The sequence below is a fragment of the Pseudomonas sp. So3.2b genome (genome assembly GCF_019464415.1).
In the GTDB taxonomy this organism is placed as follows: Bacteria; Pseudomonadota; Gammaproteobacteria; order Pseudomonadales; family Pseudomonadaceae; genus Aquipseudomonas; species Aquipseudomonas shahriarae.
The window spans coordinates 4,851,283-4,876,712 of the sequence record NZ_CP080494.1 but is presented as its reverse complement, the minus strand read 5'-3'; the positions used below and the strand labels follow the sequence as shown (position 1 = coordinate 4,876,712).

The 25,430-nt window shown below is 60.9% G+C and carries 24 protein-coding genes; 16 read left to right on the top strand and 8 right to left on the bottom strand.

Features of this window, described 5'->3' with window-relative positions:
• Positions 1 to 165 precede the first annotated feature (165 nt).
• Positions 166 to 765 (bottom strand): LysE/ArgO family amino acid transporter, encoded by a 600-nt coding sequence (locus K1X80_RS21905; protein WP_170060095.1) that lies wholly within the window; start codon positions 763 to 765, stop codon positions 166 to 168.
• A 5-nt stretch (positions 766 to 770) separates the two neighbouring features.
• Positions 771 to 1,169, bottom strand: coding sequence for an ACT domain-containing protein (locus K1X80_RS21900; RefSeq protein ID WP_057960493.1), 399 nt, complete (start codon positions 1,167 to 1,169; stop codon positions 771 to 773).
• A 102-nt stretch (positions 1,170 to 1,271) separates the two neighbouring features.
• Here K1X80_RS21900 and K1X80_RS21895 point away from each other — a divergent pair, with 102 nt between their 5' ends.
• From K1X80_RS21895 to K1X80_RS21850, 10 genes are all read left to right on the top strand, one after another.
• Complete coding sequence (locus K1X80_RS21895) at positions 1,272 to 2,165, top strand: LysR family transcriptional regulator ArgP (protein ID WP_057439973.1); 894 nt, start codon at positions 1,272 to 1,274, stop codon at positions 2,163 to 2,165.
• Between the two features lie 53 nt (positions 2,166 to 2,218).
• On the top strand, positions 2,219 to 3,217 hold the full coding sequence (locus K1X80_RS21890) for an NAD(P)-dependent oxidoreductase (RefSeq protein ID WP_057439972.1): 999 nt from the start codon (positions 2,219 to 2,221) through the stop codon (positions 3,215 to 3,217).
• A gap of 111 nt (positions 3,218 to 3,328) precedes the next feature.
• Positions 3,329 to 4,171 (top strand): hypothetical protein, encoded by an 843-nt coding sequence (locus K1X80_RS21885; protein WP_057439969.1) that lies wholly within the window; start codon positions 3,329 to 3,331, stop codon positions 4,169 to 4,171.
• 141 nt (positions 4,172 to 4,312) lie between these two features.
• Positions 4,313 to 5,572 (top strand): AGE family epimerase/isomerase, encoded by a 1,260-nt coding sequence (locus K1X80_RS21880; protein WP_057960492.1) that lies wholly within the window; start codon positions 4,313 to 4,315, stop codon positions 5,570 to 5,572.
• A gap of 106 nt (positions 5,573 to 5,678) precedes the next feature.
• A complete protein-coding gene (locus K1X80_RS21875) occupies positions 5,679 to 6,965 on the top strand; it encodes an ABC transporter substrate-binding protein (RefSeq protein WP_057960491.1) in 1,287 nt (428 codons plus the stop codon).
• Positions 6,966 to 7,134: 169 nt separating this feature from the next.
• The gene (locus K1X80_RS21870) at positions 7,135 to 8,043 is read left to right on the top strand and encodes a carbohydrate ABC transporter permease (RefSeq protein WP_029296391.1); all 909 of its coding nucleotides are present in this window, start codon (positions 7,135 to 7,137) and stop codon (positions 8,041 to 8,043) included.
• Entirely contained in the window at positions 8,036 to 8,878 is an 843-nt protein-coding gene (locus K1X80_RS21865; protein ID WP_057439965.1) for a carbohydrate ABC transporter permease, read from the top strand. The genes K1X80_RS21870 and K1X80_RS21865 overlap by 8 nt, the downstream gene beginning before the upstream one ends.
• Positions 8,879 to 8,880: 2 nt before the next feature.
• Positions 8,881 to 10,038: an ABC transporter ATP-binding protein gene (locus K1X80_RS21860; RefSeq protein WP_128593440.1), complete on the top strand. Its 1,158-nt coding sequence runs from the start codon at positions 8,881 to 8,883 to the stop codon at positions 10,036 to 10,038.
• Between the two features lie 178 nt (positions 10,039 to 10,216).
• On the top strand, positions 10,217 to 11,563 hold the full coding sequence (locus K1X80_RS21855) for a carbohydrate porin (RefSeq protein WP_057960489.1): 1,347 nt from the start codon (positions 10,217 to 10,219) through the stop codon (positions 11,561 to 11,563).
• A gap of 161 nt (positions 11,564 to 11,724) precedes the next feature.
• The gene (locus K1X80_RS21850; protein WP_057960488.1) at positions 11,725 to 12,570 is read left to right on the top strand and encodes a D-hexose-6-phosphate mutarotase; all 846 of its coding nucleotides are present in this window, start codon (positions 11,725 to 11,727) and stop codon (positions 12,568 to 12,570) included.
• A gap of 85 nt (positions 12,571 to 12,655) precedes the next feature.
• Here the strand turns inward: K1X80_RS21850 and K1X80_RS21845 are convergent, their stop codons facing one another.
• The gene (locus tag K1X80_RS21845) at positions 12,656 to 13,516 is read right to left on the bottom strand and encodes a MurR/RpiR family transcriptional regulator (RefSeq protein ID WP_169866643.1); all 861 of its coding nucleotides are present in this window, start codon (positions 13,514 to 13,516) and stop codon (positions 12,656 to 12,658) included.
• Positions 13,517 to 13,735: 219 nt separating this feature from the next.
• Between K1X80_RS21845 and zwf the strand changes: the two genes are divergently transcribed.
• The 3 genes from zwf to K1X80_RS21830 are packed head-to-tail and all read left to right on the top strand — an operon-like array spanning position 13,736 to position 16,585.
• On the top strand, positions 13,736 to 15,202 hold the full coding sequence (gene zwf, locus K1X80_RS21840) for a glucose-6-phosphate dehydrogenase (protein ID WP_057960487.1): 1,467 nt from the start codon (positions 13,736 to 13,738) through the stop codon (positions 15,200 to 15,202).
• Positions 15,189 to 15,902 (top strand): 6-phosphogluconolactonase, encoded by a 714-nt coding sequence (gene pgl, locus K1X80_RS21835; protein WP_057960486.1) that lies wholly within the window; start codon positions 15,189 to 15,191, stop codon positions 15,900 to 15,902. Before zwf ends, pgl begins: the two co-directional genes overlap by 14 nt.
• Positions 15,903 to 15,919: 17 nt before the next feature.
• Positions 15,920 to 16,585 carry a bifunctional 4-hydroxy-2-oxoglutarate aldolase/2-dehydro-3-deoxy-phosphogluconate aldolase gene (locus K1X80_RS21830; protein ID WP_057439953.1) on the top strand — a complete coding sequence of 222 codons (666 nt, stop codon included), beginning with the start codon at positions 15,920 to 15,922 and terminating at the stop codon, positions 16,583 to 16,585.
• Between the two features lie 1,031 nt (positions 16,586 to 17,616).
• Here the strand turns inward: K1X80_RS21830 and K1X80_RS21825 are convergent.
• Both K1X80_RS21825 and K1X80_RS21820 read right to left on the bottom strand, forming a co-directional pair.
• Positions 17,617 to 18,789 (bottom strand): aminotransferase class V-fold PLP-dependent enzyme, encoded by a 1,173-nt coding sequence (locus K1X80_RS21825; RefSeq protein WP_128593815.1) that lies wholly within the window; start codon positions 18,787 to 18,789, stop codon positions 17,617 to 17,619.
• Between the two features lie 12 nt (positions 18,790 to 18,801).
• Complete coding sequence (locus K1X80_RS21820; RefSeq protein WP_008056784.1) at positions 18,802 to 19,038, bottom strand: DUF3820 family protein; 237 nt, start codon at positions 19,036 to 19,038, stop codon at positions 18,802 to 18,804.
• A 206-nt stretch (positions 19,039 to 19,244) separates the two neighbouring features.
• Between K1X80_RS21820 and K1X80_RS21815 the strand changes: the two genes are divergently transcribed.
• A complete protein-coding gene (locus K1X80_RS21815; RefSeq protein ID WP_057439949.1) occupies positions 19,245 to 19,712 on the top strand; it encodes a PA2169 family four-helix-bundle protein in 468 nt (155 codons plus the stop codon).
• Here K1X80_RS21815 and K1X80_RS28635 read toward each other — a convergent pair.
• From K1X80_RS28635 to K1X80_RS21805, 3 genes are all read right to left on the bottom strand, one after another.
• Positions 19,664 to 19,810, bottom strand: coding sequence for a 4Fe-4S binding protein (locus K1X80_RS28635; protein ID WP_128593822.1), 147 nt, complete (start codon positions 19,808 to 19,810; stop codon positions 19,664 to 19,666). The two genes, K1X80_RS21815 and K1X80_RS28635, sit on opposite strands and share 49 nt — an antisense overlap.
• 87 nt (positions 19,811 to 19,897) lie before the next feature.
• Positions 19,898 to 20,368, bottom strand: coding sequence for a MaoC family dehydratase (locus K1X80_RS21810; protein WP_032862565.1), 471 nt, complete (start codon positions 20,366 to 20,368; stop codon positions 19,898 to 19,900).
• Between the two features lie 68 nt (positions 20,369 to 20,436).
• Positions 20,437 to 21,381 carry an alpha/beta hydrolase gene (locus K1X80_RS21805; RefSeq protein ID WP_169961339.1) on the bottom strand — a complete coding sequence of 315 codons (945 nt, stop codon included), beginning with the start codon at positions 21,379 to 21,381 and terminating at the stop codon, positions 20,437 to 20,439.
• A gap of 210 nt (positions 21,382 to 21,591) precedes the next feature.
• Between K1X80_RS21805 and fadD2 the strand changes: the two genes are divergently transcribed.
• Together fadD2 and fadD1 are read left to right on the top strand one after the other, a co-directional pair.
• Complete coding sequence (gene fadD2 / locus K1X80_RS21800) at positions 21,592 to 23,280, top strand: long-chain-fatty-acid--CoA ligase FadD2 (protein ID WP_057439948.1); 1,689 nt, start codon at positions 21,592 to 21,594, stop codon at positions 23,278 to 23,280.
• A 314-nt stretch (positions 23,281 to 23,594) separates the two neighbouring features.
• A complete protein-coding gene (gene fadD1, locus K1X80_RS21795; RefSeq protein WP_057439947.1) occupies positions 23,595 to 25,286 on the top strand; it encodes a long-chain-fatty-acid--CoA ligase FadD1 in 1,692 nt (563 codons plus the stop codon).
• Positions 25,287 to 25,430: the final 144 nt, after the last annotated feature.

Sequence of the window (25,430 nt, the reverse complement as noted above, 5' to 3'; positions counted from 1 at the left end):
ATCAGGTCAGTTGCGGTGAGCGCAAGGCCGATCACGGGCGGCCAAACAAGCGCCGGGGAGTTTGTACTCTTTGCGGCGCAGGGGCTGGATCATAGCACCGGGGGTGCGGCAAAACCACGCAACAACTGTGTGGGATAGAGGTTCCAGAGCGTTTTGGAATATTCCTCAGGTGCTGATCAATTGATAGGCCACGCTGAACATCATCACCGCCACCAAAAGGTCCAGCAGGCGCCAGGTCGCCGGGCGCGCGAGCCACGGGGCCAGCCACGCCGCGCCCAGGGCCAGGGCGGAAAACCAGAGGAACGACGCACTGGCGGCGCCTGCGACATAAGCGCCCGGCTCGGTTTGCTGGGCGCCCAGGGAACCGATCAGTAACACCGTGTCCAGGTACACATGAGGGTTGAGCAGGGTTACGGCCAGGGCGCTGAGCATCACCGCGCGCAATGAGCGCACCTTCTGGCTCTCGCCTTGCCCCAGGCTTTGCCGCGAACAGGCGCGGCGCAAGGCCAGGGCGCCATACCACAGCAGGAAAGCCGCGCCGCCCCAGCGGGCAATCGCCAGCAATAACGGGTTGTGCGCCAGCACCGTCGCCAGGCCAAATACCCCGGCGGCCACCAGCAGCGCATCACACACCACGCACAAGGCCGCCACTGGCAGGTGATGTTCGCGACGCAGGCTCTGCGCCAGCACAAACGCGTTTTGCGTACCGATAGCCATGATCAGCCCGAGGGCCACCAGCAAGCCGTTCACATAACTTTGCCACATAGGATTTACTCCGCGCCCGCTGCCAGTTGTTTCAATACATCCATTGCCCGCTCGGCATCGTTGCGGCCGACAAACAAATGGTCGTGGTAGTAGCCGGCGACCACGTTGCAACTGATCCCGGCACGTCCCAGGGCAGTGGCGAAGGCGGCGGTCAGGCCGACGGCCTCCAGGGCTGAATGCACGTTCAAGGTGATCCACGCCGCCACATACTCAAAGGCCAGGCCGGCCTGTTCGGCCTGTTGGCGCTCGACAATCACCGTCAAGCCTTCCTGTTCGCGAAAGCTGCCGATCACTTCGCAGGCGGGCAGGCGGTTGTCGGCCAGGGTGCAGAACACATAGTCGCCCGCGTTGAGCTGTGGGCTCATGCTGCGCAGTAGGGTTGCCAGGGCGGTTTCGCCAGCCATTGGAAGATCCTTGAAAGAAGATAAACACGGGATGCTGGTCATTCTCCGGTCTGGCGCTGTATAAGAAAAACCAATATTGCTCATCGCTCATTAGGAAAACTGATGTTCGACTACAAATTGCTCTCTGCCCTGGCGGCGGTGGTGGAACAGGCCGGCTTCGAACGTGGCGCCCAGGTGCTGGGCGTGTCGCAATCGGCCATTTCCCAGCGCATCAAATTGCTCGAAGCGCGTATCGGCCAGCCAGTACTGGTGCGCGCAACGCCGCCCACCCCCACGGAAATCGGCCGGCGCCTGCTCAACCATGTGCAGCAGGTGCGCCTGCTGGAGCGCGACCTGCAAAGCCAGGTGCCGGCGTTGGACGAGGAGGGCATGCCGGAGCGCCTACGGATTGCCATCAACGCCGACAGCCTGGCCACATGGTGGGGGCAGGCGGTGGGGGATTTTTGCGCCGAACAGCATGTGTTGCTGGAGTTGGTGGTGGAAGACCAGACCGTCGGCCTCAAGCGCATGCGCGCCGGCGAAGTGGCGGCCTGCGTCTGCGCCAGCGAGCGCCCGGTGGCCGGTGCCCGCAGCCTGCTGCTGGGGGCCATGCGCTATCGGGCCCTGGCCAGCCCGGCGTTTATCGCCCGGCACTTTCCCGGCGGGGTGCGCGCCGATCAGTTGGCCCGGACCCCGGCGCTGGTATTTGGCCCGGATGATTTCCTGCAGCATCGCTACCTCGCCTCGCTGGGCGTGGACGGCGGTTTCGAACACCATTTATGCCCGTCTTCCGAAGGGTTTATCCGCCTGGCCGAGGCCGGCCTGGGCTGGGGGCTGGTGCCGGAGTTACAGGTGCGTGAGCAACTGCAGCGTGGGGTGTTGGTGGAGTTATTGCCAGATAAACCCATTGATGTGCCGTTGTACTGGCATCATTGGCGCAGCGGTGGGCAATTGCTCGGCTTGTTGACCGAACATCTGGCGCGGGCGACCGGCCAGTTGTTGGTGCCGTTGGGGTGACGGCTGGCGTCAACGCAACTGCGATGAAAAATGTAAAGAACACGGAGTAATACATGAAAATTCTGGTCACCGGCGCAAGCGGCTTCATTGGCGGGCGCTTTGCGCGCTTCGCCCTGGAGCAGGGCCTGGACGTGCGGGTCAACGGGCGGCGGGCCGAGGGTGTCGAGCACCTGGTACGGCGCGGCGCCGAGTTTATCCAGGGTGATCTGAATGATCCGGATCTGGTGCGCAACCTGTGCCGCGACGTCGAAGCCGTCGTGCATTGTGCCGGTGCCGTAGGGTTGTGGGGGCGTTACCAGGACTTTTACCAGGGCAATGTGCAGGTGACCGAAAACGTGGTCGAAGCCTGCCTGAAACAGCGGGTCGGGCGCCTGGTGCACTTGTCGTCGCCGTCGATCTATTTCGATGGCCGCGATCACCTGGGGCTGACCGAAGAGCAAGTGCCCAAGCGTTTCAAGCATCCCTATGCGGCCACCAAGTACCTGGCCGAGCAAAAAGTCTTCGGTGCCCAGGAGTTCGGCCTAGAAGTGCTGGCCCTGCGCCCGCGCTTTGTCACCGGGGCCGGGGATATGAGCATCTTCCCGCGACTGTTGAAAATGCAGCGCAAAAACCGCCTGGCCATCGTCGGCGACGGCCTGAACAAGGTTGATTTCACCAGTGTGCACAACCTCAACGAGGCCCTGCTCAGCAGCCTGCTGGCCACTGGCTCGGCGTTGGGCAAGGCCTATAACATCAGCAATGGCACGCCGGTGCCGGTGTGGGACGTGATCAACTACGTGATGCGCCAGATGGAAATGCCCCAGGTCACGCGTTACCGTTCCTACGGCTTGTCCTACAGCGTCGCGGCGCTCAATGAAGCCTTCTGCGCGATGTGGCCGGGGCGTCCGGAGCCGTCACTGTCACGCCTGGGCATGCAGGTGATGAACAAGGATTTCACCCTGGACATCAGCCGCGCGCAGCACTACCTCGATTACCAACCCAGGGTCAGCCTGTGGACAGCGCTCGACGAATTTTGCCACTGGTGGAAAGTCCAGGAACCGGGCTCCCAGTAGCCTTCGCAACACCGGGAACCGATTTTTCGGTTGCCGCTCGACCAAGGCGACGGGCCAGGGGTTTATACTCCCGCCGCTTGGTTTTTTATGTGGCTATCTCAAGGTTGATTCATGCGTAACGATACTAAAGACGACTTCGACAATGTGCCGAGCCTGCGGGCCGACGTTGGCGATGACGATGATTTTGTGCCGACAGCTGCCACCTCCATCCGCTCGCGCCCGGCGCCGGTGGTCAAGGTCAAGAGTGCCAGTACCGGGCCGTTGTGGGCCCTGGTCGGCGCGCTGCTGTTCGCCTTCGTGGGCCTGGCCTGGTGGAGTTTCCAGCAGATCTCCCTGATGGGGCAGCAACTGGTGGCCACCCAGGAAAGCTTTGCACGCATCAGCGAAGAAGCCGCCGGCCGCTTGCAGGACATTTCCGGCAAGGTGGTGGCCAGTGAGGCCATCGTCAATACCGGTAGCGAAGCGCTCAAGCTGCAGATCAAGCAGTTGGAAAGCCAATTGCTGGAGCAGGGCAAGCAGCAGTTGGGCGTGGCGGGCCAGGCCACCGACCTGGACAAGCGCCTGGCGCAGATGAGTGCCAGCACCACGGACCTGGCCACCGCCAATACCCAGTTGCAGGCCCAGGTGCTGAGCCTGGTCAATGAATTGACCGCCCTCAAGGCCGCACAGGCCGAAGCCGCCAAATTGAATGCCGACGTCAAGGAACTGGGCACGGAGGTGGCCGCCTTGAAGAAGCAGGGCAATCCGGCCACGGCCATTGCACGCCTGGAACAGGACCTGCTGGTGGTCAAGAGCGAACTGGACAACCGCGCCGCCACCGAAGGGCCGTCGAATAAAGAGTTCGACGTGTTCCGTATCCAGACCACCCGCAACATCACCACCTTGCAAACCCAGATGCAGAACCTGCAACGGGAAGTGAGTGCGCCGGCCAAGGTCACGCCCCTGGGCCAGTGACGCCATTGTTACTCTTGGGGCCGGCTTGCCGGCTCTTGCCAATGTCACCAATCGGTGACATTTCCTCGCTCTTTCGTTACATGCCCTCTCCCGACCCTTGTTTAGACTGCGGTCATCCCATAAAAACAAAAAGGGCCACCCATGATCATGCAACCACTGCCTGCCAGCAGTTGGCTGAACGCCCCTGCCCATCACGCCTGGCTCGCCGCCGAAGGCCAGCGCCTGCTGGGTTTTGCCAAGGCCTCGCGGCTGCCTGAAGGCTTCGGCAACCTCGATGTACAGGGCCGTCTGCCCGTCGATGCCCACGCCGAAACCATGAACACCGCCCGCATGACCCACAGCTTCGCCATGGCTCACGCCCAAGGGCTGCCGGGCTATGCCGAGCTGGTGGAGCACGGTGTGGCCAGCCTCGGCGGCCCGTTGCGGGATGCCGAGCATGGCGGCTGGTTTGCCGTCGCCGGCGCGGGTGATGGCAATACGGGCAAGGCCGCCTACCTGCACGCCTTTGTCGCCCTGGCCGCCAGTTCCGCCGTGGTGGCGGGTGCCCCTGGGGCGCAAGCTCTGTTGACGGATGCCATGCAGATCATCGACCAGCATTTCTGGTGCGAGGAGGAGGGCGCAATGCTTGAATCCTTCGCCCGGGACTGGAGCGGTGAAGAAGCCTATCGCGGCGCCAACAGCAATATGCACGCCACCGAAGCCTTTCTGGCCCTGGCCGATGTCACCGGCGACACGCGCTGGCTGGGGCGGGCGCTGCGTATTGTCGAACGGGTGATCCATCGGCACGCCGCCGCCAATGAATTTATGGTGATCGAGCATTTCGACCGCTATTGGCAACCCCTGCACCGTTACAACGAAGACAACCCGGCCGACGGCTTTCGCCCCTACGGCATCACTCCCGGGCACGGCTTTGAATGGGCGCGCCTGGTGTTGCACCTTGAAGCCGCACGCCAGCAGGCGGGGCTCGTCACGCCAGCGTGGTTGCTGGAGGATGCCAAGGCTTTGTTCGCCAGCGCCTGCGAGTATGGCTGGTCGGTGGACGGTGGCCCGGGCCTGGTCTACACCCTGGACTGGCACTACCGCCCGGTGGTGCGCGAGCGTCTGCATTGGACCCACGCCGAAGCCAGCGCGGCCGCCCAGGCCCTGCTCAAGCGCACCGGCGAGTGGCATTACGAGGTCTGGTACCGGCGCTTCTGGGAGTTCTGTGAAACCCACCTGATCGACCGGGTCCAGGGCAGTTGGCACCACGAACTCGACCCGCAAAACCTGCCCGCCAGCAAAATCTGGGGGGGCAAGCCGGACCTGTACCATGCCTGGCAGGCCGTATTGCTGCCGGGCCTGCCGTTATCCCCAAGCATGGCCAGTGCGCTGGGGGCCGGTTGCTATGTCACCAAGTGGTGACATTTGCCCGTCCCTTTGTTACGTGCCTGGCAAAAATCCCTGTTTAGAATCCTATGCAGCGCAAGCTCCAGACTTGCATGCATAACAACAAGAAAAAGGTACTCAGATGAACGCGATTAATCGCCTCGCCGTTGCTATTTCCATTGCCTCGTTGTTTCCCCTCAGTGCATTTGCCGCCGACTCCAAAGGGACGGTTGAAGTTGTGCATTGGTGGACCTCGGGCGGTGAGAAGGCGGCGGTGGATGTCCTGAAGGCCCAAGTTGAGAAAGACGGTTTTACCTGGAAAGACGGGGCCGTCGCAGGCGGCGGCGGTGCCACGGCCATGACCGTGCTGAAAAGCCGCGCGGTCGCCGGCAACCCGCCAGGCGTAGCCCAGATCAAAGGCCCCGACATCCAGGAATGGGCGTCCACCGGGCTGCTCGACACCGACGTCCTGAAGGACGTGGCCAAGGCCGAAAAGTGGGACGAACTGCTCGACAAGAAAGTCTCCGACACGGTGAAGTACGAAGGTGATTACGTGGCCGTGCCGGTGAATATCCACCGCGTCAACTGGCTGTGGATCAACCCTGAAGTCTTCAAGAAAGCCGGCATCAGCAAAAACCCTACGACCCTTGAAGAATTCTATGCCGCCGGTGACAAGCTCAAGGCTGCCGGCTTCATTGCGCTCGCCCACGGTGGCCAGCCTTGGCAGGACAGTACGGTGTTCGAAGCCGTGGTGCTCTCGGTCATGGGCGTGGACGGCTACAAGAAAGCCCTGGTCGACCTCGACAACGCGACCCTGACCGGCCCGGACATGGTCAAGGCGCTGACCGAGCTGAAAAAGGTCGCGACCTATATGGACGCCGACGGCAAGGGCCAGGACTGGAACCTGGAAGCCGCCAAAGTCATCAACGGCAAGGCCGGCATGCAGATCATGGGTGACTGGGCCAAGAGCGAGTGGACAGCCGCCAAGAAAATCGCCGGCAAGGACTACGAGTGCGTAGCCTTCCCGGGCACCGACAAGGCCTTCACCTACAACATCGACTCCCTGGCGGTGTTCAAGCAGAAAAATGCCGGTACCTCGGCCGGTCAGCAAGACATCGCCAAGGTCGTGCTGGGTGAGAACTTCCAGAAGGTCTTCAGCATCAACAAGGGCTCGATCCCGGTGCGCAACGACATGCTCGGCGACATGGCCAAATATGGCTTCGACAGCTGCGCCCAGACGGCGGCCAAGGACTTCCTGGTGGATGCCAAGTCCGGCGGCCTGCAACCGAGCATGGCGCACAACATGGCGACCACGCTGGCGGTGCAGGGCGCGTTCTTTGATGTGGTGACCAACTTCATCAACGACCCGAAAGCCGACCCGGCCGACACCGCCAAGAAACTTGGCGCGGCGATCAAGTCTGCCAAGTAACCCCTAGGGGCAATCGGTTTCAGTGTGGGAGCGGGCTTGCCCGCGATGCAAGCGCCTCGGTGTAGCAGTGACACTCAGGTGATGCCATCGCAGGCAAACCAGCCCCCACCCAAAGCCGACTCCCACAAGGTTATCCATTAGTCCCTTATTCCCTGCCCTGGATTTCCCCATGAGTTCTGTTGCTGTGTTCAGCAAGGCCTCGCCGTTCGATGCATTGCAGCGCTGGCTCCCCAAACTGGTGCTGGCCCCGAGCATGTTCATCGTTCTGGTGGGCTTCTATGGCTACATCCTGTGGACGTTCGTGCTGTCGTTCACCAACTCCACCTTCCTGCCCACCTACAAATGGGTGGGCCTGGCGCAATACGCACGGTTGTTCGACAACGACCGCTGGTGGGTGGCGAGCAAAAACCTGGCGCTGTTCGGCGGCATGTTTATCGGCATCACCCTGGTGATCGGCGTGCTGCTGGCGGTCTTTCTCGACCAGCGCATCCGCCGCGAAGGCTTTATCCGCACCATCTACCTGTACCCGATGGCGCTCTCGATGATCGTCACCGGTACTGCCTGGAAATGGCTGCTCAACCCCGGCATGGGCCTGGACAAACTGCTGCGCGACTGGGGCTGGGAAGGCTTCCGGCTGGACTGGCTGATCGACCCGGACCGCGTGGTGTATTGCCTGGTGATTGCGGCGGTATGGCAAGCCTCGGGCTTTATCATGGCGATGTTCCTCGCCGGCCTGCGTGGGGTTGATCAGTCGATCATCCGTGCCGCACAGATCGACGGCGCGAGCCTGCCGCGTATCTACTGGAGCGTGGTGCTGCCCAGCCTGCGCCCGGTGTTCTTCAGCGCGGTGATGATCCTTGCGCACATCGCCATCAAGAGCTTTGACCTGGTGGCGGCAATGACGGCCGGTGGCCCTGGCTACTCGTCCGACCTGCCGGCGATGTTCATGTATTCCTTCACCTTCAGTCGCGGCCAGATGGGCATGGGCTCGGCCAGTGCGATCCTGATGCTCGGCGCGATCCTCGCGATCATCGTGCCTTACCTGTACTCCGAGCTGAGGACCAAGCGCCATGACTAGTCTCGCCAAACCTTCCATCAGCTTCAGCCGCCTGGCGATCCATGCGGTGCTGATCCTCGCCGTGGTGCTGTACCTGGTGCCGCTGGTGGTGATGCTGCTGACCAGCTTCAAGACCCCGGAAGACATCAGCACCGGCAACCTGCTGAGCTGGCCGACGGTGATTACCGGGATCGGCTGGGTCAAGGCCTGGGCCACGGTAAACGGGTACTTCTGGAACTCGTTCATGATCACCATCCCGGCGGTGCTGATCTCCACCACCATCGGTGCGTTGAACGGCTACGTGCTGTCGATGTGGCGTTTTCGCGGTTCGCAGTTGTTCTTCGGCCTGTTGTTGTTCGGCTGCTTCCTGCCGTTCCAGACCGTCTTGCTGCCGGCCTCGTTCACCCTCGGCAAAATGGGCCTGGCCAGCACCACCACCGGCCTGGTGTTCGTGCACGTGGTCTACGGCCTGGCATTCACCACGCTGTTCTTCCGCAACTACTACGTGAGCATTCCGGATGCGCTGGTCAAGGCTGCGCGCCTGGATGGCGCAGGATTTTTCACCATCTTCCGTCGGATCATTCTGCCGATGTCGACCCCGATCATCATGGTCTGCCTGATCTGGCAGTTCACCCAGATCTGGAACGACTTCCTGTTTGGCGTGGTGTTCTCCAGCGGTGATTCGCAGCCCATCACGGTGGCGCTGAACAACCTGGTCAACACCAGCACCGGGGCCAAGGAATATAACGTTGATATGGCGGCGGCGATGATCGCCGGGCTGCCGACCCTGCTGGTCTATGTGGTCGCAGGCAAGTATTTCGTGCGCGGCCTCACGGCTGGCGCGGTCAAGGGGTAATCATGGCTACGCTCGAACTTCGCAACGTAAACAAGACCTATGGTGCCGGCCTGCCGGACACCCTGAAGAACATCGAACTGTCGATCAAGGACGGTGAGTTCCTGATTCTTGTCGGGCCCTCGGGCTGCGGCAAGTCGACCCTGATGAACTGCATCGCCGGCCTGGAAAACATCAGCGGCGGCGCGATCATGATCGGTGACCAGGACGTCAGCGGCATGAGCCCCAAGGACCGGGATATCGCCATGGTGTTCCAGTCCTACGCCCTGTACCCGACCATGAGCGTGCGCGAGAACATCGAGTTCGGCCTGAAAATCCGCAAGATGAGCCAGGCCGACATCGACGAGGAAGTGGCGCGGGTGGCCAAGCTGCTGCAGATCGAGCACCTGCTCAATCGCAAGCCGGGCCAGCTCTCGGGCGGCCAGCAACAACGCGTGGCCATGGGCCGGGCACTGGCGCGGCGGCCGAAGATCTACCTGTTCGACGAGCCCCTGTCCAACCTCGACGCCAAGCTGCGGGTCGAGATGCGCACCGAAATGAAACTGATGCATCAGCGCCTGAAAACCACCACGGTCTACGTGACCCACGACCAGATCGAAGCGATGACCCTGGGCGACAAAGTGGCGGTGATGAAGGACGGGATCATCCAGCAGTTCGGCACGCCGAAAGACATCTACAACGACCCGGCCAACCTGTTTGTGGCGAGCTTTATCGGCTCGCCGCCGATGAACTTCATCCCCCTGCGCCTGCAACGCAAGGAGGGCCGCCTGCTGGCCCTGCTCGACAGCGGTCAGGCGCGTTGCGAATTGCCACTGGGCATGAACGATGCGGGTCTTGAAGACCGCGATGTGATCCTCGGCCTGCGCCCGGAGCAAATTGTCCTGGCCAGCGGCGAGGGCAATGGCCTGCCGAGCATTCGTGCCGAAGTCCAGGTGACCGAGCCCACAGGCCCGGACACCCTGGTGTTCGTGCAGCTCAATGACACCAAGGTCTGCTGCCGCCTGGCGCCAGATGTGGCGCCGCAAGTGGGCGAGAGCCTGACCTTGCAGTTCGATCCGGCCAAGGTGCTGCTGTTCGACGCCAAGACCGGCGAACGCCTGGGCACCGCCGCGTCAGTGCCAGTGCCACACGCCGACAACGTCACCCAATTTAAAGGCCGCTGAAAATCAAAATGTGGGAGCGGGCTTGCCCGCGATACAGGCCGCTCGGTCTACCAGGCACACCGCAGTGATGCCATCGCGAGCAAGCCCGCTCCCACACATTCGATGTGGATGTTTCGGAAATAGCTGTAAACCGCGTTAGATAAAAACAGTTAATAACAATAAAGACGAGGATGTAGGGATGAAAAAGCAACACAACAACACTCGCTTGATCTGCCAGCTGTCAGCAGCGGCAGCGCTGGTTTTGTCCGCCAATGCGATGGCAGACGAGGCCTTCAGTGCCGATTCCAAATGGATGACCGGCGATTGGGGCGGCGAGCGGACCAAGCTGATCGAGCGGGGTATCGACATCAAGGCCGACTACGTTGGGGAAGCGGGCTACAACGCCCACGGCGGCTACAACGATGACAAGACCGGTCGTTATGCTGACCAGTTCGGCCTCGGCGTAGCGCTGGACCTGCAAAAACTCTGGGGCTGGGACAACACCCAGGCCAAGATCCAGATGACCAGCCGTAATGGCCGCAACATCTCCAATGACCGCATTGGCGACCCGCGTGCCGGCACCTTGAGTTCGTCTCAAGAAGTGTACGGCCGTGGCCATATGGTGCGCCTGACCCAGTTCTGGATTCAGCACCAGATGTTCGACAACAAGCTGGATGTGAAACTCGGTTACTTCGGTGAAGGCGAAGACTTCAACACCTTCCCGTGCGACTTCCAGAACCTCTCGTTCTGCGGCTCCCAAGTGGGTAACTACGTCAACACCTGGTACAACTGGCCGGTCAGCCAGGCCGCGATCCGCGTGAAGTACCACATCACGCCTGAGCTGTATGCGCAGATCGGCGCGTACAACCAGAACCCCTCGCAGCTGGAGCACGGCAACGGCTTCAAGCTCAGCGGCAGTGGCACCAAGGGCACCGTGATTCCGGTGGAGCTGGTCTGGTCGCCGAAGGTCAATAACCTGCCGGGCGAATACCGTGTGGGTTACTACAAGAGCGCCGCCGATGCTCCCGACGTACGTGAAGACGTCAACGGCGACAATGCGGCCACCACTGGCGCAGACTACCGTACCCGCAGCAGCAAAAAAGGCTATTGGTTCGTTGCCCAGCAGCAGCTCACCACCCATAACGGCGACGCTTCCCGTGGCCTGAACATCGCGGCCAACGCCACCTTCCACGACAAGGAAACCAACACGGTCGACAACTATCAGTCGATCATGCTGGTGTACAAAGGCCCATTCGATGCGCGTCCAAAAGATGACGTCGGCATTGGCGCCGCTCGCCTGCATGTCAACGATGACGTGCGCAAGAACGCCCAGCTGTTGAACGAAGCGGGCGGTTTCACCGATTACAGCCAGGCAGGTTATGCGCCACTGCGCGGCACCGAGTACAACTACGAAATCAACTACGGCTTCCACGTCACCAACTGGTTGACCGTGCGTCCCAACCTGCAATACGTCACCCACCCAGGTGGCGTGGATAAAGTCGACAACGCCTTGGTCGCCGGTCTGAAAATTCAGTCGGTGTTCTAACGCGGTTGCGATAAGCTCCTTCCTCTGTGCGCATTTTGCGGGTAGCCATGGCTATCCGCTTTTTTTTGAGCGGGTGCGCATAACGCGTGTGGGAGCTGGCAAGCCAGTTCCCACAGGTTCACCAAAGAGGTGAGCGATAGTGATCTACAGGACCGTGGCACATGCATGAGCATCCGCTGCAACGCTTTTTCAAATCCCTGCGCGAGCAACCGATATTCGCCTGGGAGCGCTTCCAGATGCGCGACGTATTGGTGATTGACCACCCCCTGTGCCAGGCGGTATTCAGCCGCCAGGGCGCGCAGTTGCTGCACTTCCAACCCACGGGCCAGAAGCCATGGCTGTGGTGCGCGGCCAAGTGGCCGCAGGTCGGGGCGATCCGTGGCGGGGTGCCAGTGTGCTGGCCGTGGTACGGCCGCCATCCCAGCGAAAACGCCTGGCCCTCCCATGGTTGGGCACGCTTGATTGACTGGAAGCTATTGGACAGCAGCACCGATGACGACGGTGTGCGCCTGCATTGGCAATTGCAGCTGTGCGATTGGCAGGTGGACCTGCATGCGCACCTGGGCGAAACCCTCGAACTGCGCCTGAGCACCGAGCATCAGGATGAGCTGCCGTGCCAGTTGAGCCACGCTTTGCACGCCTATTGGCGGATTGGCAACGTGGGCGAGATAGCGCTGTCTGGGCTCGACGGGGCGCAGGGTTACGACCAGTTGAGTCGTCAGGTTTGCCAGCAGCAAGGTGAGTTGCGCGTCGATGGCGGCTGCCAGCGCGTGTTCCAGCATGAGGGGGAGTTGCAGCTCAAAGACCACGCCTGGCAGCGCGAACTGTGCATCGACACTGGCGACAGTGCCGACACGGTGGTCTGGCATCCGGGCAGCCGGCCATTGCTGGGGGTGAGCTTTAACGAGGCGTCGGGCTTTGTGTGCGTGGAGTCGGCCATGGCTGGGGCCAGCCTGGCGCCGGGGGAGAGGGCGCATTTGAGTTTGCAGGCCCGGGCGGGGGGTTAGTGGTGTTGCCCTGGGCCTCATCGCGGGCAAGCCCGCTCCCACAAGGTAGCGGGCTGGGCTGGCCCTGCTGGAGGCGATTCCAGCTTTAGTTGAACTCATCCCCCACCGGATACCGGCTGTCATTCAAGCTCTCTTTGATCTTGCGCAGATGGGGCTGGAAATCCACACCACGGCGCAAGGTCATGCCGGTCGCCAGCACATCCAGCACTGTCAACTGAATGATCCGCGAGGTCATTGGCATATAGATGTCGGTGTCTTCCGGCAGCGGTATGTTCAAGCTCACCGTACTGACCTTGGCCAATGGCGAGTTCTCGGCCGTCACGCCCAGCACCGAGGCGCCGTTCTCCCGGGCAATGCGCGCCACTTCCACCAGCTCGCGGGTGCGGCCGGTGTAGGAAATGATCACGAACAGCTCGCCGGTATGCGCCACCGAGGCAATCATGCGTTGCATCAATACGTCGGCGTGGGCCGTCACCGACAGGTTGAAACGGAAGAACTTGTGCAGGGCATCCATGGCCACTGGCGCCGAAGCACCGAGGCCGAAGAAGTGGATCTGCCGTGCCTGGATCAGCAAGTCCACGGCCTTGCTGATAAGCGCGGGGTCCAGGGCCTGGCAGGCGCTGTCCAATGAAGCGATGGCGCTGCCAAAAATCTTCTGCGTGTAGGCCTCGGGGTTATCATCGGCCTCCACGGCGCGGCTGACATAGGCCGCGCCACTGGCCAGGCTTTGCGCCAGTTGCAATTTCAGTTCAGGGTAACCGCTGACGCCGAACGAGCGGCAGAAACGGTTGACCGTCGGTTCACTGACCGAGGCGGCTTGGGCGAGGGCGGCGATCGAGAAGCGGGTCGCCTGCTGTGGGTTGAGCAGGATGACCTCGGCGACTTTTTTCTCGGCCTTGTTCAATTCTTCGAGGCGGTTCCGGATCTGTTCCAGAAGATTGCGCACGCGGTCCATTCAGTCTTTCCTTCGGGCGACGATGCAAGTAAGGGCCAGTAACAGGTCGACGAGCGGCCCTTGGCGGTGGCCTATCCTACTGAGGGTAGTTGAACACCACCACTCGCAATGCGTATTTTGGGAAAATGTTGTGGTTATTACTACATTTTTCCTTGAGTGATGCCTTGAAAAAAGGTATTTGTAGCTTAACTTGATAAAAGAACAAACATCATGCCTTCGATAACCGTGGAACCCTGCACCTTTGCCCTGTTTGGCGCCTTGGGTGATCTGGCGCTGCGCAAGTTATTTCCTGCCCTTTATCAACTCGATGGCGCCGGGCTCTTGCACGCCGACACCCGCATCCTGGCCCTGGCCCGTGAAGCTGGCTCCGAGCAGCAGCACCTGGACCACATCGAGCACGAACTGCGCAAATACGTCGGTCAGGAACTGGATGAAGCGGTAGCTGCGCGCTTCCTCGCGCGCCTGGCCTATGTGCATGTCGATTTCATGAATGCCGATGACTACGTGGCCCTGGCCGCCAAGGCCGGCACCGAACAACGCCTGATCGCCTACTTCGCCACCCCGGCGGCGGTGTATGGCGCGATCTGCGAGAACCTGTCCAAGGTCGGCCTGGCGGAAAATACCCGGGTGGTCCTGGAGAAACCCATCGGCTCGGACCTGGAGTCCTCGCGCAAGGTCAACGACGCCGTGGCGCAGTTTTTCCCGGAAAACCGCACTTACCGCATCGACCACTACCTGGGCAAAGAGACGGTGCAGAACCTGATCGCCCTGCGTTTTGCCAACAGCCTGTTTGAAACCCAGTGGAACCAGCATTACATCTCCCACGTGGAAATCACCGTGGCCGAGCAGGTGGGTATCGAAGGCCGCTGGGGCTACTTCGACAAGGCCGGGCAACTGCGGGACATGATCCAGAATCACCTGCTGCAACTGCTCTGCCTGATCGCCATGGACCCGCCGGCCGACTTGTCCGCCGACAGCATCCGCGACGAGAAGGTCAAGGTGCTCAAGGCCCTGGCGCCGATCAGCCCGGAAGGCCTGACCACCCAGGTCGTGCGCGGCCAGTACATTGCTGGCTACAGCGCCGGCAAGCCGGTGCCGGGTTACCTGGAAGAAGATAACTCCAACACCCAGAGCGACACCGAAACCTTCGTCGCCCTGCGGGCCGATATCCGCAACTGGCGTTGGGCCGGGGTGCCGTTTTACCTGCGCACCGGCAAACGCATGCCGCAAAAGTTGTCGCAGATCGTTATCCACTTCAAGGAACCGTCCCACTATATCTTTGCCCCCGAACAGCGCCTGCAGATCAGCAACAAGCTGATCATCCGCCTGCAACCGGACGAAGGTATTTCCTTGCGCGTGATGACCAAGGAGCAGGGCCTGGACAAGGGTATGCAACTGCGCAGCGGGCCACTGCAACTGAATTTTTCCGACACCTACCGCAGCGCACGGATTCCCGATGCCTACGAGCGGTTGTTGCTGGAAGTGATGCGCGGCAATCAGAACCTGTTTGTCCGTAAAGATGAAATCGAAGCCGCGTGGAAGTGGTGTGACCAGTTGATCGCCGGGTGGAAAAAATCCGGTGATGCACCCAAGCCGTACGCGGCGGGTTCCTGGGGGCCGATGAGCTCCATTGCACTGATCACGCGGGACGGGAGGTCGTGGTATGGCGATATCTGATTTGAAACTGCCCCAGGGCGTAACACCCCATGAGTACCGCACGCCGGTACTGCTGGCCGAAGGCTTGGCCAACGACGTGGCCGAACAACTGCGCGCGGCCATCAGTGCCCGTGGCGAGGCGACCCTGGTGGTGTCCGGTGGCCGCAGCCCGGTGGCGTTTTTCCAGAACCTGGCCAGCCAGGGGCTGGACTGGTCCAAGGTCACCATTACCCTGGCCGATGAGCGCTGGGTGCCGGTGGAACATGCCGACAGCAACGCCGGCCTGTTGAAGAAATATCTGCTGCAAGGCCCGGCGGCCAAGGCCAAGTTCTTGAGCCTTTACAGCGCCGCCGCGAACCTGGACGGCGCTGCCGAGCAGGCGGATCGCCTGCTGGCCGAACTGCCGGCGATTGATGTGCTGGTGCTGGGCATGGGCGATGACGGGCATACCGCGTCGCTGTTCCCCAACAGCCCGAACCTGGCCGAAGCGCTGCAGCCCGATGGCTCCCGCCGGTGCTGGCCGATGCTGGCGCCGAGCGTGCCCCATCAGCGCCTGACCATGAGTCGTGCATTGCTGGCCAGCGCCCGTTACACCGTGTTGTCGATTGCCGGCGATTCGAAACTCCATACCCTGAGCGAAGCGCTGGCCAGCGACGATGTTGCCGGCATGCCGATTCGCGCGTTTTTGCAACCCACTCTAGAGATTTACTGGTGCCCATGAGCCAAGGATCAGCCGCTATGAAAAGCCCTCACCCGACCGTGTCCATGGCGGATAAAGTTGCCCTGATCGACAGTCTCTGCGCCAAGGCGCGGATCCTGCCAGTGATCACCATTGCCCGCGAACAGGACATTCTGCCCCTGGCCGATGCCCTGGCGGCGGGTGGCTTGACCGCGCTGGAAGTGACCCTGCGTTCGCAGTTCGGCCTCAAGGCCATCCAGGTCCTGCGTGAGCAGCGTCCGGAGCTGGTGACGGGCGCGGGCACGGTGCTCGATCGCACCATGCTGGCGGCTGCCGAGGCGGCGGGTTCGCAGTTTATCGTCACCCCCGGTATTACCCGTGACCTGCTTGAAGCCAGTGTCGACAGCCCAATCCCGCTGCTGCCCGGCATCAGCAATGCCTCCGGCATCATGGAAGGCTATGGCCTGGGCTATCGTCGTTTCAAACTGTTCCCGGCGGAAGTCAGCGGCGGTGTGGCGGCAATCAAGGCCCTGGGCGGACCGTTTGGCGAAGTGAAATTCTGCCCCACTGGCGGCGTTGGCCCGGCCAACATCAAACACTACATGGCGTTGAAAAACGTGATGTGCGTGGGCGGTAGCTGGATGCTTGATCCGGAGTGGATCAAGAACGGCGACTGGGCGCGCATCCAGGAAGTCACCGCCGAGGCGTTGGCACTGCTGGACTGATTGGCTTTACCGAATCGTTGTTGCTGTGCTTCACGGCATGTTTGCGGTGCACTTGGTCGGTGTGCCGCTTTTTTTTGCCTATAGAAAAGCGAAATTTCACCGTAATTCAAATGGGGGTGGCTTGTGTGGGAACTGGCTTGCCTGCGATGGCCATAGGTATCTACACAACTATCTTCTTGGTCTGTGTACATATCCATTGCTGCGGTCACGGCCACTTAGGGTTCCGCCCTTACGGCGGCTCACTTTGGAGAAGCGCCAAAGTAAGCAAAGCGCTCTTGCCCCACCACTCGGTGCCTCGCCTAGGCTCGGCATGCCCGCAGTCAGGCATTGCTCCGTGGGCCCGCCGCGATCGGCCATCCATGGCCGTGTCGCGGCTACCCCGGCATCCATGCCGGGGTGCCCACTGCGCAATACCTGCCTGCGGCCAGCGTGGTTTAACGGGGCGCCTCAGATCAAGATCAAAAGCCAGATCAAAAGCAGAGCAACAGCAACAGCAAAGCCGGGGCGCGAAGCTGCATTCCCCCCCTGTGGGAGCTGGCTTGCCTGCGATGGCGGTGTATCAGCCAATACATTTATCGACTGAGACACCGTCATCGCAGGCAAGCCAGCTCCCACAGGAATCCGCGTACGCCTCGAGGATCAGGTCGGCTGTCAGGCCGCCTCGCTTTGCTTTGATTTTGATCTTAGGCGCCCCGTTAAACCACGCTGGCCGTCATCCGATTTTGATTTGGGGGGTAAACCGGCAGGACGCCGGTTTAGCCGCGCTGGGCCATGGATGGCCCATCGCGGCGGCCCCCCAAATCAATGTCGGATGACGGGCACACCGAGCCTAGGCGAGGTGCCGAGTGGTGGGGCAAGAGCCCTTTTGGTTACTTTTGGCTGGGCCGGCACTCCGGGCTCTTTTCCAAAAGTGACCCGCCGTAAGGGCGGAACCCTAAGTGGCCGTGACCGCAGCAACGGATATGTACACAACCCCAGAAAAGAGTTGTGTAGATACCTACGGCTATCGCAGGCAAGCCAGCTCCCACATTTTAATCAGTGTTCAGCTTGGTAATGGCATTGACCAGCACGTCGATGTCCGCCGCCGACGTCACCACCCCCGGCGTCACCCGTATGCAGGTACCAAACGCTGCCCCACTGCGCAGGGTGGTAAACAGGTTGTATTCATCAAGCAGTCGATCCGCCATCACCTGTTGATCACGCCCGTTGAACTTGAACGCCGTAATTGCGCAATACAACCGTGGATCATCCGAGGTCAGCACCTCGATCCCCGGCAATGGCCGTACCTGGCTCACCCACAGGTCACGCAGGTATTTCACCCGCGCCCCCTTGGCCTGCGCGCCGCCCAGGGCCCGATGCTCTTCGAGCACCAGCGGCAAGGTCATCAGCGCTGGAAAGTTCGGCGTGCTGTAGGACGTACGGGCGCGCACGTCGCTGGCTGGGTAATGGAACTCGCCCATGTCCGGGTCAATGTCCGCCAGCCGCTGCGGGGCGATATAGAGAAAGCCCAGGGTCAGCGGTGCACCGATCCACTTGTGCAGGTTGAAGCCGGCGAACGAGATGCCCAACTGGGCCAGGTCGAACTCGATCTGGCCAAGGGCATGGGCGCCATCGAGGATGATTTCGACGCCATATTCCCGCGCAACCTGGGCGATGGCCTCCACCGGCATGACCAGGCCGGTGCGGTGGGTGACATAGGTCAGCGCCATCAGCCTCAGGCGTGGGTAGCGGCTGAAGGTGTCGCGATAAGTCTGCAGCAGGCTGTCGAAACTGGCCGGATGGGCGTGGGACAATTCGATCACCTCTACCCCCCGGTAGCCGGCGAGCCAGCGCATGGCGCCTTTGACCGTGTCGTATTCCAGATCGCTGATCAGCACCTGGTCGCCCGGCTGCAGGTGGTTGTAGTTGCGGATCAGCGACTGCAGGGCTTCGGTGGCATTGCGGGTGAAAGCAATCGCTTCTGGGTCGACGTTGACCAACTCGGCCAGTTGCCGGCGAATCTCGACATGTTGCCCTTGCTCGAAGCGCTGGCGCACATGCACCGAGTTGCTGCGATTAATGAAGGCCACGTGCTCCTGATACTGGGCCAACACGGCCCGGCTCATGCGGCCAAAGTAGCCGTTTTCCAGGTTGATGGGGCCGGGCTCCAGGTCATAGCGCTGGGCAATGGCCTGCCAATAGGCTTCGTCGCGGGTGTGGGGCATGGGCGGGCTCGGTTAGTGGCGCGGGGCGGGTTTACCGTGTTTGGCGCGTAGCGGTTCCAGCAATTCGGACAGGCCGTTGTGGTCGATTTCCTGCATCAAGGCCAGCAAGCCGCCCAGCTCGCCGTGGGGGAACCCTTCGCGGGCAAACCAGTTCAGGTACGGCCCGGGCAGGTCGGCAATGATCCGGCCCTTGTACTTGCCGAACGGCATTTGGCGGGTGATCAGCAGTTCGAGTTTTTCGGGGTTCATACGGGCTTCAGGCAATCAGGAGGATGCCTTGGAAAATACAGGCATTCTGCATGAAGGCCAAATGACAGATCATGCAAATAAAGCGGATACAGATTTGAGGATTATTTATAACTTTTTGAAAAATAAGGAATAAATATTGATTCAAGACCTGGCACGGGCGCTGCAACTACCCCAATACCTTTCTAAACCCGCGAAGGAATTGAAAAATGACTGATATCAACAAAGAGTCGATCTCCGTACTCAATGACCTGATCGAAACCAGCAAAGACGGCCAGGAAGGCTTCAAGACCTGCGCAGAAGACATCAAGCACCCTGAGCTCAAGGCGCTGTTCATCAAGCGTTCCGCAGACTGCGCGTCGGCGGCTGCCGAACTGCAAACGGCGGTGCGGGCCTTGGGTGGCGATCCGGAAGATTCCGGCAGCGTGGCCGGCGCACTGCACCGTGGCTGGGTCGACGTAAAGTCGATGGTCACCGGCAAGGACGAAGAAGCGGTACTCAACGAAGCTGAGCGCGGTGAAGACCACGCACTGAAGGCTTACAAAGAGGCCATCGAGAAAATCAACAAGCACAACCTGGTCGGTATTCGTGACCTGGTTGAGCGCCAGTATCATGGTGCGCAACGCAATCACGACCAGGTGAAAGCCCTGCGTAACCAGGCTCGCGCCCAGTCCTGAGCTGCGCTGAAGTAACAAATGTGGGAGCAGGCAAACCTGCTCCCACCGGTAATTGCGCCGTACCCCGATACAAATGTGGGAGCTGGCTTGCCTGCGATAGCGGTTGATCAGTCGATGTATGTATCGACTGACAGAACGCCATCGCGGGCAAGCCCGCTCCCATATTTTTTATTTCACATGCCTGATCAGCCGATGCTGATCGCCGGCAACTCGGTCAAGGTCACAACCTGCTGTTTGCGTGGCGCGAGGATCTCGGCTTCGCCATCCACCACCAACTCATCACGCTGGTTGAACACCTGGGTGGCAATCCGCACGCGGAACTTGGGCAGCTTCTCGAGGATTTCCAGACGTACGGTCAAGGTGTCGCCGATTTTCACCGGCTTCTGGAAGCTCATCTGCTGACCGATATAGATGGTGCCCGGCCCAGGCAGCTCACAAGCGACTGCCGCGCTGATCAAGGCGCCGCTGAACATGCCGTGGGCGATCCGCTCCTTGAACATGGTCGCCTTGGCGAATTCGGCATCCAGGTGCACCGGGTTATGGTCGCCGGACATTGCCGCGAACAGCTGGATATCGCGCTCTTCTACGGTTTTGCTGTAGGTGGCTTTCTGGCCAACTTCGAGGGCTTCGTACGGAGTGTTGGTAACCTGGGTCATCTGATCCTGCATCCTGTGGCTAATCGGTAATCTTAATTCGTTGATTTTAAACGAAAATATTTATGCGTTCACTCGCAGCGCGCCGGCCGGCGATGGTTCACGGCCTGGGCCATCCAGGCCAGCACATCAGCGGTGACCGCATCGCGGTTGGTTTCATTGAAGAGTTCGTGGCGCGCCTGCGGGTAGATGTTCACGTGCAGGTTCTGGCAGCCGGCATCGCGCAATGCGTTGGCCAGGCTGGTGAGACGCTTGCCTTCACTGACCGGATCACATTCGCCGCCCATCACCAAAATCGGCAGGCCCGGATCAATCTGTTTGAGATTGGACGCTTTGCTGATTTGCTGCAAGCCACCCAGCAGGTCGATCCATAGCTGGTTGGTGCAACGAAAGCCGCACAGGGGGTCGTTGACGTACTTGTCCACTTCGTCCGGGTCGCGGCTCAGCCAGTCAAACGCCGTGCGGTTGGGCTTGAAGGCCTTGTTGAACGAGCCAAACGACAGAAACTCGATCAGTGCGCTGCGGCCCCTGAGGCCCTGGCGCAGGCGTTCGGCCCGGGCGATCAGGCGGGCGGCGCGGTACAGGGCCACCGGCTGGAAGTTCGACCCACTGAGAATCGCCCCGTGCAGGCTGGCACTGTGATGCAACAGATAGGCCTGGGCGATATAGCTGCCCATGCTATGGCCCAGCAGGAGGATCGGCACACCGGGGGCTTGCTGGCCGATGTGCTGGTTGAGCGCGGCCAGGTCACCTACCACTTTGTTCCAGCCATCGCGCTCGGCAAACAGGCCCAGGGTGCCTTCATCGGCGGTACGGCCATGGCCGCGCAGGTCCGGGGCGTACACGCCGTAGCCGGCATCACACAGGGCCTGGGCCAGGCGCGCATAGCGGCCGCTGTGCTCGGCCATGCCATGGGCCAGCATCACCAGCGCCGTGGGCGTGCCGTCCGGTAGCCACTGGTTGACGTACAGGCGGCTGCGGTCGTTCGCGGTCAGCCAGAAAGTGGTGTGGTTCATGGCGCTTCCTTTGCTCAGGGTCGTTGCAGTGTATAGCTCATCCGAGGGCCGGCGTCTGATCACCCGCGGCCTCAGGGGCAAGATTCATACAATCAATGACACGTTTTAGTGTATTTGCCTGTTTGGCCATAGCTGCTAACGTCCCCGAAGCTCCGCTTCCCTTAAACAGCCGGAAGCGGTCGGGCACACTCGGGTAAGAGGACAAGAATAATGCAACCTGATTTCTGGAATGACAAACGCGCAACAGGCGTTCCCAACGAGCTTGACCTGTCGGCGTACAAGTCAGTAATCGAAGTCTTCGAGCGTTCCTGCAAAGCCTTTGCCGACCGTCCGGCATTCAGCAACATGGGGATCACCCTGACCTACGCCGACCTGGAGCGCCAGAGTGCGGCGTTCGCCGGCTACCTGCAACACCACACCGATCTCAAGCCGGGCGACCGTATTGCGGTGCAGATGCCCAACGTCCTGCATTACCCGATTGCCGTGTTCGGCGCCTTGCGCGCCGGGCTGGTGGTGGTCAACACCAACCCGTTGTACACCCCGCGGGAAATGCGCCATCAGTTCAAGGATGCGGGCATTCGTGCGCTGGTCTACCTCAACCTGTTTGGTTCCCGGGTCCAGGAAGTGGCGGCCGACACCGAGATCGAGTACCTGATCGAAGCGAAGATGGGCGACTTCATGCCCGCCGCCAAGGGCTGGCTGATCAACACCGTGGTCGACAAAGTGAAGAAGATGGTCCCGGCCTACAGCCTGCCCCGGGCGGTGTCGTTCAAGCGCGCGTTGCGCATGGGCGCGGGCCTGGCCGTGACCCGCCACCCGATAACCCTCGATGACATCGCCGTGCTGCAATACACCGGCGGCACCACCGGCCTGGCCAAGGGCGCGATGCTCACCCACGGCAACCTGGTAGCCAACATGCAGCAGGTGCGGGCGTGCATGTCACAGCTGCGTGAAGACGGGCATCCGCTGGTCAAGGAAGGGCAGGAGGTAATGATTGCGCCGCTGCCGCTGTATCACATCTATGCCTTTACGGCGAACTGCATGTGCATGATGGTCACCGGCAACCACAACGTGCTGATCACCAATCCACGGGACATCGGCGGCTTTATCAAGGAATTGAAGAAGTGGCGGTTTACCGGGTTGCTGGGGCTCAACACACTGTTTGTCGCCTTGATGGAGCACCCGGATTTCAAGACCCTGGACTTCTCCCACCTGAAGATCACCAACTCCGGCGGTACCGCCCTGGTCAAGGCCACCGCCGAGCGCTGGAAGCAGATCACCGGCTGTTCCATCGGTGAAGGCTACGGCCTGACTGAGACGTCGCCAGTGGCCAGCACCAACCCCTACGGTGATCAATCGCGCCTGGGCACCGTGGGTATTCCAGTGCCGGGCACGGCGATGAAGGTTATTGATGACGCCGGCGTCGAGTTGCCGATGGGCGAGCGGGGCGAGTTGTGCATCAAGGGCCCGCAGGTCATGAAGGGCTACTGGCAGCAACCGGCGGCCACTGCCGAGACCCTGGACGCCGAGGGCTGGCTCAAGACTGGCGATATTGCGGTGATCGACCCCGACGGTTTTGTGCGCATTGTCGACCGCAAGAAAGACCTGATCATCGTCTCGGGCTTCAATGTGTACCCCAACGAGATCGAAGACGTGGTGATGGCCCACCCGAACGTTGCCAACTGCGCGGTGATCGGCGTGCCTGACGAGCGTACCGGCGAGGCGGTGAAACTGTTCGTGGTGGCGCGGGCCCAGGGTGTCAGCCTTGAGGAGCTGAAGACTTACTGCAAGGCCAACTTCACCGGCTACAAAGTGCCCAAGCACATTGTGTTGCGCGACTCGCTGCCGATGACGCCGGTAGGCAAGATCCTGCGCAGAGAGCTTCGCGATATCGCCTGACCTGAATTGAAATGCGATTCAAATGTGGGAGCTGGCAAGCCAGCTCCCACATTTACGGTGTACACCCTTAAAGTAGAGCGGTTTCGCAGGTTATAGAATCTTTGCTCTAAAAATGACTACTGCATATTCTTGAGTCATGTTTATGACTGTAGGGGCCTCTTTTGGCTCTAGGCGGCCCTTGGCAAAGCTGCTACTCTCGGCGCGCTTTGTGACCTCTCGGCCTGCTTGAAACAGCCGGAATCACCTAAAAACACACAAATAATAATCGCATCAAATGCGGTGAATGAATTCGCGTCGCTGAGGAGTGGGCTTCCATGATCGAAGACTTTTGGAAGGATAAGTACCCCGCCGGGATTGCTGCAGACATCAATCCAGACGAGTATCAAAATATTCAGGCGGTACTGAAACAGTCCTGCCAACGCTTCGCCGACAAACCGGCTTTCAGCAACCTGGGCAAGACAATCACCTACGGTGAGTTGTACGAATTGTCCGGTGCCTTTGCCGCGTACCTGCAACAGCATACCGACTTGCAGCCGGGTGATCGAATCGCCGTGCAATTGCCCAACCTCCTGCAGTATCCGGTCGCCGTGTTTGGCGCTATCCGCGCCGGCCTGATCGTGGTCAACACCAACCCGCTGTACACCGCGCGGGAGATGGAACACCAGTTCAACGACTCCGGGGCCAAAGCCCTGATCTGCCTGGCCAACATGGCGCACCTGGCAGAAAAAGTCGTGCCCAAGACTGGCGTCAAGCACGTGATCGTCACCGAAGTGGCTGACCTGTTGCCGCCGCTCAAGCGGTTGCTGATCAACAGCGTCATCAAGTACGTGAAGAAGATGGTCCCGGCCTATCACTTGCCCCAGGCGATCAAGTTCAACGACGTCCTGGCCAAGGGGCATGGCCAGCCGGTCACCGACGCCAGCCCGGCCAGCGAAGACGTCGCCGTACTGCAATACACCGGCGGCACCACCGGCGTGGCCAAGGGCGCAATGCTGACCCATCGCAACCTGGTCGCCAACATGCTGCAGTGCAAGGCGCTGATGGGCTCCAACCTCAACGAAGGCTGCGAGATCCTGATCACGCCGCTGCCGCTGTACCACATCTATGCCTTCACCTTTCATTGCATGGCGATGATGCTGATCGGCAACCACAACATCCTGATCAGCAACCCGCGCGACCTGCCGGCGATGGTCAAGGAGTTGTCGAAGTGGAAGTTCAGCGGCTTTGTCGGCCTGAACACCCTGTTCGTGGCCCTGTGCAACAACGAAGGCTTCCGCAAGCTGGACTTCTCGGGGCTCAAGGTCACGCTGTCGGGTGGCATGGCATTGCAACTGGCGGCGGCCGAGCGTTGGAAGGCCGTGACCGGCTGCAATATCTGTGAAGGTTACGGCATGACCGAAACCAGCCCGGTGGCCACGGTCAACCCGATCCAGAATATCCAGATCGGCACCATCGGCATCCCGGTGCCCTCGACCCTGTGCAAAGTCATCTCGGATGAGGGCGTCGAGTTGCCCCTGGGCGAAATCGGCGAGCTGTGCGTCAAGGGCCCGCAAGTGATGAAGGGCTACTGGCAGCGTGAAGACGCCACCGCCGAAGTGCTCGACAGCCAAGGCTGGCTGAAGACCGGCGATATCGCGATCATCCAGCCAGACGGCTACATGCGCATCGTTGATCGCAAGAAGGACATGATTCTGGTCTCCGGTTTCAACGTCTACCCCAACGAACTGGAAGACGTGCTGGCAAGCCTGCCGGGCGTGCTGCAATGCGCGGCCATTGGTGTACCGGACGAGAAATCGGGCGAGCACATCAAGCTGTTCATCGTGGTCAAGCCAGGCGCGACCCTGACCAAGGAGCAGGTGATGGAGCATATGCGCGCCAACGTCACCGGCTACAAAGTGCCGAAGGCTGTCGAGTTCCGCGAAGCACTGCCGACCACCAACGTGGGCAAGATCCTGCGTCGTGAGTTGCGCGATGAAGAGATGAAGAAACTGGGCCTGAAGAAGTAAACAAAAAGCCCCGCGAATGCGGGGCTTTTTATTGGGCGCTGAGTGTCGACTGACCCGCCGCTATCGCCGCGATGCGGCGACCCGACAAGCCATTTGTCCTGGGCCGCACTCAAAACACCTGTACAGCACAACCCCTGTGGGAGC

Coding starts and splice junctions, on each gene's coding strand:
- K1X80_RS21805 (WP_169961339.1), bottom strand. CDS start 21,381: ATGAACCACACCACTTTCTGGCTGACCGCGAACGACCGCAGCCGCCTG.
- K1X80_RS21865 (WP_057439965.1), top strand. CDS start 8,036: ATGACTAGTCTCGCCAAACCTTCCATCAGCTTCAGCCGCCTGGCGATC.
- K1X80_RS21885 (WP_057439969.1), top strand. CDS start 3,329: ATGCGTAACGATACTAAAGACGACTTCGACAATGTGCCGAGCCTGCGG.
- K1X80_RS21810 (WP_032862565.1), bottom strand. CDS start 20,368: ATGACCCAGGTTACCAACACTCCGTACGAAGCCCTCGAAGTTGGCCAG.
- K1X80_RS21825 (WP_128593815.1), bottom strand. CDS start 18,789: ATGCCCCACACCCGCGACGAAGCCTATTGGCAGGCCATTGCCCAGCGC.
- K1X80_RS21890 (WP_057439972.1), top strand. CDS start 2,219: ATGAAAATTCTGGTCACCGGCGCAAGCGGCTTCATTGGCGGGCGCTTT.
- K1X80_RS21880 (WP_057960492.1), top strand. CDS start 4,313: ATGATCATGCAACCACTGCCTGCCAGCAGTTGGCTGAACGCCCCTGCC.
- K1X80_RS21870 (WP_029296391.1), top strand. CDS start 7,135: ATGAGTTCTGTTGCTGTGTTCAGCAAGGCCTCGCCGTTCGATGCATTG.
- K1X80_RS21905 (WP_170060095.1), bottom strand. CDS start 765: ATGTGGCAAAGTTATGTGAACGGCTTGCTGGTGGCCCTCGGGCTGATC.
- K1X80_RS21815 (WP_057439949.1), top strand. CDS start 19,245: ATGACTGATATCAACAAAGAGTCGATCTCCGTACTCAATGACCTGATC.
- K1X80_RS21830 (WP_057439953.1), top strand. CDS start 15,920: ATGAAAAGCCCTCACCCGACCGTGTCCATGGCGGATAAAGTTGCCCTG.
- K1X80_RS21900 (WP_057960493.1), bottom strand. CDS start 1,169: ATGGCTGGCGAAACCGCCCTGGCAACCCTACTGCGCAGCATGAGCCCA.
- fadD1 (WP_057439947.1), top strand. CDS start 23,595: ATGATCGAAGACTTTTGGAAGGATAAGTACCCCGCCGGGATTGCTGCA.
- K1X80_RS21895 (WP_057439973.1), top strand. CDS start 1,272: ATGTTCGACTACAAATTGCTCTCTGCCCTGGCGGCGGTGGTGGAACAG.
- pgl (WP_057960486.1), top strand. CDS start 15,189: ATGGCGATATCTGATTTGAAACTGCCCCAGGGCGTAACACCCCATGAG.
- K1X80_RS21855 (WP_057960489.1), top strand. CDS start 10,217: ATGAAAAAGCAACACAACAACACTCGCTTGATCTGCCAGCTGTCAGCA.
- K1X80_RS21860 (WP_128593440.1), top strand. CDS start 8,881: ATGGCTACGCTCGAACTTCGCAACGTAAACAAGACCTATGGTGCCGGC.
- zwf (WP_057960487.1), top strand. CDS start 13,736: ATGCCTTCGATAACCGTGGAACCCTGCACCTTTGCCCTGTTTGGCGCC.
- fadD2 (WP_057439948.1), top strand. CDS start 21,592: ATGCAACCTGATTTCTGGAATGACAAACGCGCAACAGGCGTTCCCAAC.
- K1X80_RS21875 (WP_057960491.1), top strand. CDS start 5,679: ATGAACGCGATTAATCGCCTCGCCGTTGCTATTTCCATTGCCTCGTTG.
- K1X80_RS21820 (WP_008056784.1), bottom strand. CDS start 19,038: ATGAACCCCGAAAAACTCGAACTGCTGATCACCCGCCAAATGCCGTTC.
- K1X80_RS21850 (WP_057960488.1), top strand. CDS start 11,725: ATGCATGAGCATCCGCTGCAACGCTTTTTCAAATCCCTGCGCGAGCAA.